General features: G+C 42.9%; 12 protein-coding genes, 1 tRNA gene and 1 riboswitch. Of the genes, 9 read left to right on the forward strand and 4 right to left on the reverse strand.

The features are described 5' to 3' along the window. Positions 1-170: 170 nt before the first annotated feature. Together ACI0FR_RS14920 and ACI0FR_RS14925 are read left to right on the forward strand one after the other, a co-directional pair. Complete coding sequence (locus ACI0FR_RS14920) at positions 171-656, forward strand: GFA family protein (protein ID WP_461667967.1); 486 nt, start codon at positions 171-173, stop codon at positions 654-656. A gap of 75 nt (positions 657-731) precedes the next feature. Further along, a riboswitch (FMN riboswitch) is annotated at positions 732-881 on the forward strand. 99 nt (positions 882-980) lie between these two features. After that, positions 981-1895, forward strand: a complete 915-nt coding sequence (locus ACI0FR_RS14925) for a DMT family transporter (RefSeq protein ID WP_374834657.1) — start codon at positions 981-983, stop codon at positions 1893-1895. Positions 1896-1966: 71 nt separating this feature from the next. On the opposite strand, the gene sufA is transcribed toward ACI0FR_RS14925, so the two are convergent. Beyond that, positions 1967-2347, reverse strand: a complete 381-nt coding sequence (sufA, locus tag ACI0FR_RS14930) for a Fe-S cluster assembly scaffold SufA (RefSeq protein WP_374834655.1) — start codon at positions 2345-2347, stop codon at positions 1967-1969. Between the two features lie 178 nt (positions 2348-2525). Between sufA and ACI0FR_RS14935 the strand changes: the two genes are divergently transcribed. From ACI0FR_RS14935 to ACI0FR_RS14965, 7 genes are all read left to right on the forward strand, one after another. After that, entirely contained in the window at positions 2526-3113 is a 588-nt protein-coding gene (locus tag ACI0FR_RS14935; protein WP_461667962.1) for a hypothetical protein, read from the forward strand. A 157-nt stretch (positions 3114-3270) separates the two neighbouring features. Then, a tRNA-Ser gene (locus ACI0FR_RS14940) sits at positions 3271-3360 on the forward strand. Positions 3361-3528: 168 nt separating this feature from the next. Next, on the forward strand, positions 3529-4485 hold the full coding sequence (locus ACI0FR_RS14945) for an NAD-dependent epimerase/dehydratase family protein (protein WP_461667963.1): 957 nt from the start codon (positions 3529-3531) through the stop codon (positions 4483-4485). A 237-nt stretch (positions 4486-4722) separates the two neighbouring features. Next, the gene (locus ACI0FR_RS14950) at positions 4723-5451 is read left to right on the forward strand and encodes an outer membrane protein (RefSeq protein WP_374834005.1); all 729 of its coding nucleotides are present in this window, start codon (positions 4723-4725) and stop codon (positions 5449-5451) included. Between the two features lie 244 nt (positions 5452-5695). Next, a complete protein-coding gene (locus ACI0FR_RS14955; RefSeq protein ID WP_374834007.1) occupies positions 5696-6226 on the forward strand; it encodes a DedA family protein in 531 nt (176 codons plus the stop codon). Positions 6227-6282: 56 nt separating this feature from the next. Continuing rightward, positions 6283-6963 (forward strand): MarC family NAAT transporter, encoded by a 681-nt coding sequence (locus tag ACI0FR_RS14960; protein WP_374834009.1) that lies wholly within the window; start codon positions 6283-6285, stop codon positions 6961-6963. 223 nt (positions 6964-7186) lie between these two features. Then, a complete protein-coding gene (locus ACI0FR_RS14965) occupies positions 7187-7447 on the forward strand; it encodes a hypothetical protein (RefSeq protein ID WP_374834011.1) in 261 nt (86 codons plus the stop codon). A gap of 105 nt (positions 7448-7552) precedes the next feature. Here the strand turns inward: ACI0FR_RS14965 and clcA are convergent, their stop codons facing one another. From clcA to ACI0FR_RS14980, 3 genes are all read right to left on the reverse strand, one after another. Further along, positions 7553-8905 (reverse strand): H(+)/Cl(-) exchange transporter ClcA, encoded by a 1353-nt coding sequence (clcA, locus tag ACI0FR_RS14970; RefSeq protein ID WP_461667964.1) that lies wholly within the window; start codon positions 8903-8905, stop codon positions 7553-7555. A 673-nt stretch (positions 8906-9578) separates the two neighbouring features. Next, a complete protein-coding gene (locus ACI0FR_RS14975) occupies positions 9579-9824 on the reverse strand; it encodes a hypothetical protein (RefSeq protein ID WP_461667965.1) in 246 nt (81 codons plus the stop codon). Between the two features lie 96 nt (positions 9825-9920). After that, complete coding sequence (locus tag ACI0FR_RS14980; RefSeq protein ID WP_461667966.1) at positions 9921-10181, reverse strand: hypothetical protein; 261 nt, start codon at positions 10179-10181, stop codon at positions 9921-9923. Between the last annotated feature and the right edge of the window lie 46 nt (positions 10182-10227).

The following is a 10227-nucleotide window of genomic DNA, read 5'->3' on the forward strand; positions in this document are numbered from 1 at the left end:
TCGGAATGGGGGCTGTCGTCAGCGCCTGTCGCATTTCTATTTTGCTGGGAACGTCGCAACTTTAACTTGCTAAAACAATATTTATAACAGGGTGGGTTCTAGTTTGAAGTGCGAAATACCAGTAAACTCTTAAGCTGATCATCATTGTTTAAAGGACATTCCTGATGAAAATGCCTCGACTACCTTTGAGCGGGCAATGTCGTTGCGGTCAAATCAAGATTGATGTGAGCGAAGCACCTATAATGACAGCAGCTTGTCATTGTACAGGCTGCCAATCCATGAGCAGTAGCGCATTCTCCTTAACCGCAATGATACCCTCGTCTGGCTTTAAAGTCACTCAGGGATATCCTGTCATCGGTGGTCTGCATGGCCCGCAACAGCATCATTATTTCTGCGATCATTGCATGACATGGATTTTTACCCGCATCGAAGGTGTGGATGCATTTGTCAATGTGCGCCCGTCCATCTTTGATGATCATACATGGTTTGTGCCATTCATAGAGACAATGACCAAAGAAAAGCTGTTTTGGGTGCAAACACCTGCCACGCATAGCTATGAAGGTTTTCCGCCTTTTGAAGATTTTGATACGCTGATCAATGAATTTGTGTCTGCACAAGAAACACAACCAGACAATTCTGGATCACGTAGTGATTGATTTCGCGCATCACATATCTTATTTTATAAGCAGCCAGATTTCAGATTATGTTAGCTGGCGTTGAGATTAATGAATTCCAGTTCTCAGGGCGGGGTGAAACTCCCCACCGGCGGTAACGGATATCAATGTTTGAAGCCCGCGAGCGCCTGACTTGTTTGGTCAGGGTCAGCAGATTCGGTGTAATTCCGAAGCCGACGGTTATAGTCCGGATGAGAGAGAGCGTGGTGTGAATGCTGCATGAGCAAACGGTTGTGAAACCGTTGGCAATTGTTGTTTTTCGACCCGTACCCTGAGGTGACAGGCTAACGAGACAGGAAAACAACGTTGAGCCCAATTACCTCTGTTAAAACCACCAGATCATCTTTTCTGGGAGCCAGTTTGATGCTGGCCGCCTGTGTGGCCTATGCCGGCGTTAATGTAGCTACCCAATGGGCTGGCACCAAAACCGGCATTCCATCCGTAATCATTGCTTTCTGGCAATATATGATCGCTTTAGTTCTGACTTTACCATTTTTAATACAAAGTGGTTTGCGCGCTCTGCGTACCAATCATCTTATGTTGCACATTTTGCGTGTAGCGCTGGCAGCGGCAGGTGTGCAAGTATGGATCTACGCCCTCACCCATGTGCCGATCTGGCAAGTTATTGCATTATCCATGACGTCGCCTTTTTTTGTAATTATGTTTGCCCGTTTCTTCTTGAAAGAAGTGGTAACACCAGCACGCCTCATCACAACTATTGTCGGCTTTACCGGTGCCATTATCATTCTTGCACCATGGTCAGACACCTATACAGCCTATGCCATGCTGCCAGTTCTAGCCGCAGCTTTATGGGCTGGCTATTCCGTGATGACCAAATATCTGACCCGCTTTGAACGTTCGGTCAGCATTTCAATCTATATGCTTGTACTGCTCTCGCCAATCAATGGTGCACTCTGGATTGCTTCAAGTGTTGGTATACCGGAAATGGCAGCCCCGACTACCGAAGTTTGGTTCATTCTAATTTTGATCGGCACCCTCACCGCCATTGCACAATATTGCCAGATCGCAGCTTATTCCGAGGCTGATGCAGTGTTTTTGCAACCATTTGATGATCTCAAGCTGCCGATCAATGTTATTCTTGGCTGGATTGTCTTTGCTGCAGTACCGGATAATAATTTCTGGTTTGGCGCAGTGCTTATCGTTGGCGCATCGCTCTATCTGGTGCGGCGGGATGCAGGAAAGCTCCCTGCTCTCAAATAAAAATTACGCTGCCGTTTTATATAAAACGGCAGCGTATTCAATAATAAATTCAATATATTATTATAATATCTTCACATAGAGCTTTGAAGTTCACGTAATTTTTCTTCCGAAACGGGTGCCAATTCGATAGATTCACCACAACCACAGGCTGATGTCTGGTTGGGATTATTGAAAACAAAACCTGTGCGCAAAGCAGTCACTTCAAAATCCATCTGCGTACCAAGCAAAAACATAACTGCTTGTGGTGCGATATAAACACGTGCACCATTATGCTCAACCAGATCATCAGTTTGCTGCGGCTCGGCAACCAAATCAATAGTGTACTCCATCCCGGCACAGCCGCCTTTTTTAACGCCGATACGGATACCATGCGCATTTTCACGCGCTTCAACTATTTCGTTCACACGACCAGCAGCAGCATCGGTCAAGGTCATGACTGCAAAACGACCCATTTTGATCACTTTCAATTTGTACAAAAGTACTGAAACTATCAGCAAACACATCAAGAATCGTGACTTGCATCAACCATCTCTCCATTTGCCATGATTTCACTATATTTAGTATCCTACAGTGATGATCGCAAGGGATCAATTATTTGAGGCCAGATTAATGATGAGCAAGAGTTATTTCATGCACCAAAAATATGATGGCAATCTATTATGCGGGTTGATGATGGCTGCTTTCTTGGCCGGACTATCTCCTTGGCAAGCTTTTGCCAATGAACAAGAAAAGAGTAAAACATCTGAAGCCGTGGAACAGACTGAAACATTTACCGAGGATGAAAAAACACCTGAGAAATTCCCCGATTATCTGGATAATCGAAGTAATCCGGTTACGTTGATCGAATCTTATTACAATGCGATTAACCGTAAAGAATATGCCCGCGCTTATAGTTATTACTCTGAGGAAGGCCGCGACCCGCATTTTGATGATTTTACCAAAGGCTATGAAAATACAAAATCTGTTATTATTAAAACAAGAGATACAGAGCCTGATCCTGGTGCCGGACAAATTTACTGGAGTTTGCCGATTGCTATTGAGGCGGAGGATAGCGCTGGCAAAAAATCTGTTTTTACCGGCTGTTATACCTTACGTATGACAAATCCTGCGATGCAGGAAGAGCCACCATTCAAGCCATTGGAAATCATGACCGGCAGCCTCACCCCCTCGCCGCTTGATCTGGAAAAGAGTGTTCCGGAAAGCTGTGATGCACCTTGAAACTTTTATTAACAGCTTCATTCAAAATATTTTTCTTTCAGTCGAATAAGCAGTTGACGTTTCTAATGTTTTGCATATAAAGGCGACATTCAACACTGCTTATTTGCCTCAAATAAGCTGATATTTGTTCACTAGGTTCAAATATAAAGTGTTTGCCGGAGGGGTGGCCGAGTGGTTTAAGGCACCGGTCTTGAAAACCGGCGTGCGGGAGACCGTACCGTGGGTTCGAATCCCACCCCCTCCGCCATACTTAAAAAACATCAAAAAGATTTAGAGTTCACTTTCATACGGTTACAACCTGACGATTGTCTTTTTACGCACTATATTTAAAAAAATCTTAAAAAACTTACTGGATGGGTTTGGGCATCCCTTCCAAACATATCATCATATCTTTGATATTTGGGAGTGTGTTTAAATGAAAAATGATTCCGTTCTTGTAATCGGAGGCTCAGGTTTCGTTGGCAGACAGGTGGTTAATTCGTTCTTGTCAGCCCACAAAAAGGTAACCCTTCTTAATCGCGGCAATATAGTGCTCGCTGGTGTTGAGCAGCTGATTGCAGATCGCAATGACATTAATGCACTCAAAACCGCATTAATGGGACGACACTTTGATGTCGTTATCGATACGAACTGCTACACACCACTACAAGCGCATTATTTAACGCAAGGGCTTCAAGAAACGTCACGTAATATAATCGTTATCTCAAGCGCTTCAGTCTATGCAGATGATGCCACACAACCACCCACGGAGAGCGAACCTACCGGTGGTGCCAGTGTCTGGGGTGTATACGGAAAAGAAAAAAGTGGTATGGAAGAAGTCTATCGTTTGGCTTCTCATGCTTACGATAAATGTATAATACTGCGCCCTCCTTATATTTTTGGCCCCCAAAACAGTAGTGACAGGGAAACTTGGTTTTGGGCACGACAAGCTGCCAATAAGCCTGTTTTGCTTCCTGGCAACGGTCTTTCAAAAGTTCAGTTTATTCATGTAGAGGATGTTGCCAATGCAATTCTGCATGTGGCTGAGGCTGACTATTTTAAACATGATACATTTAATATTGCTGACCCAACAATATTGACATTTTCGCAACTCGCCACACTCCTTGCGCAAGTCGCAGGGTTTAATGATAAGCAAATTGCGGTTGGCACGGCTGCTTCGGGCGCAGATGCCCGCTCATGGTTTCCTTTCCGTGATTATCCGTGCTTGGCCTCATCTGAAAAGATTGGCAATGAATTAGGCTGGTATCCAAAACAATCACTCTTTGATTGTTTCAAAAGCACATTACAGCATTACCAATTGCCTTCATTAATAAAAACTATGATGCCAACCTCAACAGAGGATATGATATTGAAACGCCTCGGTATCTATTAAGTTTTATTGATCACTTTTCAGTACCCCCCATGTTCAGGGGAATTGTTTCAATTAATCAACTAAATTACATCTCACGCAGAAATTACGGATTATGGCAATCAGCCTTTTAGCTTGCACAAGATGACAAGTAGAAACTGATCAAAATCTCCGTAATGACCGAAACATAGATCTGAAATGATGAGTGTTTAAGATTATTTATGATAAATCTTAAACACCACCTCATAAAGTGGGATGGACATGAAAATTTTTACCCTTGCAGCAGCGACTGCAATTTTGGCAACACCAGTTTTTGCAGCTGATGCAATTGTCTACAATGAGCCGGCGCCTGTAGCGGTGGATACTTTCTCATGGACAGGTGGATATATTGGGTTGAACGCTGGCTATGCCGGAGGCAAATTCAAGCACCCTTATTCCTCTAAAGGTTATGATACTGTTTTTGAGGAAGAAGATAATGATTCCGGATCTCTTGATGTCACATCAAGCGGCTTTGCTGGCGGTGTACAGGCCGGTTATAACTGGCAGTTTAACAACAATGTGGTTGCCGGTGTTGAAGCAGACTTCCAAGGCTCCAACCTTAAAGGTGAAGTTAAATTAACTGATAATAACCTCACCTTAAAAGCAGGCACCAAGGTCAACTGGTTTGGCACAGTGCGCGCACGTCTGGGGTATGTACCAACTGAACGCTTGATGGTCTACACAACCGGTGGTTATGCTTATGGTAAAGTTAAATCATACGTTGATTTTGAGGGCGAAGGCGTATCAAAATCCAAGACAAAATCCGGCTGGACTGTTGGCGCTGGCGCTGAATATGCATTGGCCAATAATTGGACATTGAAATCGGAATATCTTTACACAGACTTCGGTAAAACAAAACTGATGAACTATATCGATGATGGCGTCACCACTAAACTGGACGCAAAAGTGAAGTTCCATACTGTGCGCGTTGGCTTGAATTACAAGTTCTGATCTCCTCTAAGCGCATTGAAAAGCCGCCTGAATTTCAGGCGGTTTTTTTATTTTTAAAATTCATAAGAGTTAAAACAAACACGAAATATGATTGATACTGATGATTGATTTGAGAGGAAGATGCACTATCGCTGAGCCAGCCGATGAGACAATAAATAGCCCTTTTGATATAATTTATGCTATGAGCCCGTGATAAATCAGAATAACCACCATAGCAGGTATATTTAATGAACCGGTTATACCCATGCTGAATGATTTCATTCAATCGACTTTGAACATTGTTCAGCAATATAGCCACTTGGCTCCATTCATTGCCTTTATATTGTCATTTTGTGAATCTCTCGCTTTTCTGTCCTTATTAGCGCCTGCAACCACTATTTTGATTGGCATGGGGGCACTGATAGGCGTAGCTAATCTCGATTTCTTTACAATTTGGATTTCTGCAGCCCTGGGTGCGTTTCTGGGTGACTGGGTTTCTTACTGGCTAGGAAGACGCTATAAAACACAAATTCTCAATATCTGGCCGCTTTCAAAATATCCTGATATGGCTCGCAATGGTGAACTTTTTTTTAAACGTTGGGGAACCTGGAGTGTCTTCATTGGTCGTTTTTGGGGCCCATTAAGAGCAATCGTGCCTTTAATGGCAGGTATTATGAATTTACCGCAAATTTTATTTCAGCTTGCTAATTTTTCTTCTGCTGCCATTTGGGCGTTTGCCATGTTGGCACCAGGTGCATTTGCACTTGATGCGAAGTGGTTGGAATGGATCAAGTGATCATTTGCCTTTTGGTTAGTAATAACTCATAGGCTTAAGTAAAAAAGGATTGCTTAATGTCGTATGCTGCTGATTTCTTTAAATACACAGCGCTTGTTGTAATCGGGCTTCTCCCAATCATGAATCCGCTGACAACAATTCCACTCTTTATGGCGCTGACAAACCGCATGACCGCTGAGAAAAAACGTAAACAAGCGGCAAAAGCTTGTATTTATGCGTTTTGTATTCTGGCCACTTTTCTTCTTTTGGGTAAAGGGATCATCACACTCTTCGGCATTTCCATGCCAGGGATTCGTGTTGCGGGCGGTATCATCATTTTGATTTTAGCTTTGCGGATGGTGTTTTCTGGCAGCGATCCTTCATCTGAAGTGGAATCCAGTGCATCAGATATCAAAAAAGCAGATATGGATTATTCATTTTCGCCTTTAGCCATGCCAAGCCTTGCAGGCCCCGGTTCCATTGCGGTTGTTATGGGATTTGGTTCACAAATTCCGGCAGGGCAAATGATTATGGGGCATGTTCATATTCTGATCGGTATCGGAATTGTAGCAACTATCGCTTATATCACCTTATCCGCTTCCAAATGGATCGAAAAATTACTTGGCAAACACGGAACTCAGGCCATATCAAAAATCATGGGTTTCCTGCTCACTTGTATTGCTGTTCAATTTTTAGCCTCAGGCGTTCGCGATTTTTATTATGAATTTGCAAGTCTCGGCGCACACGCAGCGCTTTAAATAAAAAAGCCGGAAAATCTATTTCCGGCCTTTTTCTCGTAATTTAATCTGATTAAATTTTATATGCAAAAGCGCCACTAAATAACATGATGATCAGATTCATATTATTTGACTTCAACGTTATAATTAATCATAGATTATCTCATCTTCCGTTTTAAGTGAGAAATCATATTTCTTCGCAGCACGAATTTGATTTTTATAGCTAGCAATATCAGCCTGTACCATGACAGAAGTTGAAAAGGATGCAAAGCTTTCTACGCCTCGCATACCGCTGAGTGATGGTTCATTTTTCACTCAAAGGGCAACACCGAACTCTACTTGCCGCGAAAAATGGGCTGAAATTAACCGTGTCCAGAAAATTGTCATGCAAGATGACTTTGTGAAGCGCGGAAAAGGTGAGCGACTTGTATTTAGCTATCAGGTCAATCTTTTAGGTGATTTTACCGATAAGAGTAAGAAATTTGTCATAAACAATGGTCGCTAAATATAGTACTTTGTTTTGTGGTAAGGATAACCATCCGCAGTTCAACGATATACTGCATTCATTTTTTATTCTCAAATTCTCGCATACGGACGATATGATTACCTGTTAGGCAATTCCGCTGTGAGATTCATGGGGTTGTTTTTTAGGCTTAATGCCAGCCTGAAGCAAAGTTCTGTCAAGCAGCTGCTCGTAAATCGGTTTTCCACCAATCCATTCTGCTGTTAAATTTGCCATGAGACAGGCAATTATAAGCGGTACCGCCATATCATAAGCCCCAGTCAGTTCAAGTGTGAGAACAATACCCACAACTGGTGCGCGTACGGATGCAGTAAAAAGCGCTCCCATAGCTGCGATCACAAATGCCACTGCTGCAATAGTGGTTTCCGGAAAAAGAATGTCTAAAATACCGGAAAATGAAAGCCCTATGCAGGTGGCAAGAGTAAGCATTGGAGCAAAAATACCACCTGGCACACCACTTGAATAACTGCCGACCGTGGTAAAATAACGTGTAACGGCCAACAAGAGCAAAAGAGCCAACCCAGTTTTTTGATGCGTTAATTGCAGGATGACATTTTCACCACCAGTAACTGATTGTGGTAATATGATGAAAAGTGCACCTACGGACAAACCAATGAGTGCCGGATAGAGATAGGGTACAATTTTCTGTATACGACTTGCAAAATTAACTGCCCACATAATGCCGGCATTTAAAGCCACGCCCACAAAGCCAAACAAACATCCCAGCACGACAAAAGCCGGTAAATACAGAAGTTCGACCTTCACATCAGGCATCGACATGTCCGGAGCTGTACCGCCGATGATTTGAGTAAATATCGTCGCAAGCAAAGCCGACGCTATCACGCCCATATAAGTACGGAAAGTATACGGAAATTGTTTTCGCGTTTCCTCGATGATAAACAAAATTCCCGCTAACGGAGCATTAAACGCACATGCAAGACCTGCTGCCGCGCCAGCGGCTAAAATACCACGTCTTTCAGCATCACTGACTTTGAAAAAACTTGTAATCGCGGCTCCAAACGAAGCGCCAATGTGAATAGTTGGACCTTCACGTCCCAAGACTAATCCGGATGAAATAGCACTAATACCTACGAGGAATTTTACTGGTAAAATGCGCTTCCAACGAACGTCTCTCAATCCCTCGATAGCGCCTTCAATTTCCTGAACGCCACTGCCGCTTGCTTCCGGTGCAAAACGGCGTACAATATAAGCCGATAAAACAGTACAGATCATCACTATAAGTGAGGAAATTACGATAAGGGATATACCATTAAAGTATTCACTTAATTTTTGTGGCCATCTCATCATTTCATTAATGATGAGATGGAAATAAGATCCAGCTATTCCTGTAAAAATACCAGTTAGTGCTGCAAGAAAAATGTAACGTGCCTGCGCCCGATGATTGCCCGGTTTGTCGATCTGTAATGTCCGATCATCCATCTCAGGCTCTCCAGAATATAAATACTAACAGTTTAAAAGCATAATCGTGTGCAAGGTCAAGCAATCACATTCACCTGACAAAGTCTAGTATTTGCACGTTAAAGCATGAAATAGAAACTGACTTATTAAGGAAAATCGAATTTAAGTTTGTTAATTAAGAAGGTCTGCAATTAAAACAGACCATAAAAAATATATTTAGGCCAAATCAGCGATAATGTTTCGAAGATTTGGGACTAAGTTTCCCCTAACTTTCCTTCGCACGTTTTCAATTTTTAAATTCAGTATAATTTATTTTTTCCCCAGCTATCGTTTTAATTGAGACTATCCCGCGTAATTTCATATAATTTCGGATATTCCCGTTTACTGCCATATGATGTTGCGGGTTTACACTAACCAAAACGAAAGCTGTAAACCAAGCTGACGGACAGTATAAGCTAAGTTATTGATTTCATGGTCGGAGCGGCGGGATTCGAACCCACGACCCCTTGACCCCCAGTCACGAAGTAATTTTAAATTATTATTATTTATCAATATGTTATGTGTTTTCATTTTACACGGCATTGTTTTTTAGCCCCAATACAATCAATGGCTTACCTCTTACCGTGTAAAATGAAAACACACTCCTTTCTGCCTATTTTCTTACTAATAAAAGAAACATTAGCCTCAGCTGGCGCTAATGCCTGAACCACGTCACAATCTTCAATACCGCCTCCCCGAACATCACTACGCCTACGACCATTCCAAGAATACCGACGATCAGCCACTTCATAAATGTGCCAACTGTGCGCATCGCTATGACGAGGCGTAATCCGTCTTTGAGTGTTTCAATATCATCCTCCCGCAATTGGGATAGGAAATCTTGTGTCTCTTTTGGCAGCTCGTTAAATCGGTGAGCTGGATTTGCAGTTGGATCGTCCATCACCAACACCCCGCTTTATTTCCATATGCATTGTGACCGGCAATTGATTTGCCAGCTTGCGTATCGTACTGCGCTACATAAACAGCCGTTTCAGGCTTAAGGCTGATCTTCTGCCAGCCCGCGCAATTGTTCGCACTGGCCGCGCAACCCGCCAAGCTCAACACAGAGACGCACAGCATCCATATTGTTGATTGTTTCATTGATACCTGCCCTGTTCTGGATTGCCTGATTAATTGCCGCGGCAGTTTTAAGAGCCGCCTGTTGTTTGCCGTCATGAACCCCAAGCACATAAAAAAAGAGGCCTGAAACTGCCCCTCCTATAATCACGCCGGTGATGTGTTGAAGTGTGAGCCTCATGCAGATTGTTCCTGCATGCGTTTAATCAGGAAATAAACACCGATAC

The sequence above is a fragment of the Paenochrobactrum sp. BZR 201-1 genome, from assembly GCF_044987585.2.
Taxonomy (GTDB): domain Bacteria; phylum Pseudomonadota; class Alphaproteobacteria; order Rhizobiales; family Rhizobiaceae; genus Paenochrobactrum; species Paenochrobactrum pullorum.

Coding starts and splice junctions, on each gene's coding strand:
- sufA (WP_374834655.1), bottom strand. CDS start 2,347: ATGGGTCGTTTTGCAGTCATGACCTTGACCGATGCTGCTGCTGGTCGT.
- ACI0FR_RS14975 (WP_461667965.1), bottom strand. CDS start 9,824: ATGGACGATCCAACTGCAAATCCAGCTCACCGATTTAACGAGCTGCCA.
- ACI0FR_RS14960 (WP_374834009.1), top strand. CDS start 6,283: ATGTCGTATGCTGCTGATTTCTTTAAATACACAGCGCTTGTTGTAATC.
- ACI0FR_RS14965 (WP_374834011.1), top strand. CDS start 7,187: ATGACAGAAGTTGAAAAGGATGCAAAGCTTTCTACGCCTCGCATACCG.
- ACI0FR_RS14950 (WP_374834005.1), top strand. CDS start 4,723: ATGAAAATTTTTACCCTTGCAGCAGCGACTGCAATTTTGGCAACACCA.
- ACI0FR_RS14980 (WP_461667966.1), bottom strand. CDS start 10,181: ATGAGGCTCACACTTCAACACATCACCGGCGTGATTATAGGAGGGGCA.
- clcA (WP_461667964.1), bottom strand. CDS start 8,905: ATGGATGATCGGACATTACAGATCGACAAACCGGGCAATCATCGGGCG.
- ACI0FR_RS14935 (WP_461667962.1), top strand. CDS start 2,526: ATGCACCAAAAATATGATGGCAATCTATTATGCGGGTTGATGATGGCT.
- ACI0FR_RS14945 (WP_461667963.1), top strand. CDS start 3,529: ATGAAAAATGATTCCGTTCTTGTAATCGGAGGCTCAGGTTTCGTTGGC.
- ACI0FR_RS14920 (WP_461667967.1), top strand. CDS start 171: ATGCCTCGACTACCTTTGAGCGGGCAATGTCGTTGCGGTCAAATCAAG.
- ACI0FR_RS14955 (WP_374834007.1), top strand. CDS start 5,696: ATGCTGAATGATTTCATTCAATCGACTTTGAACATTGTTCAGCAATAT.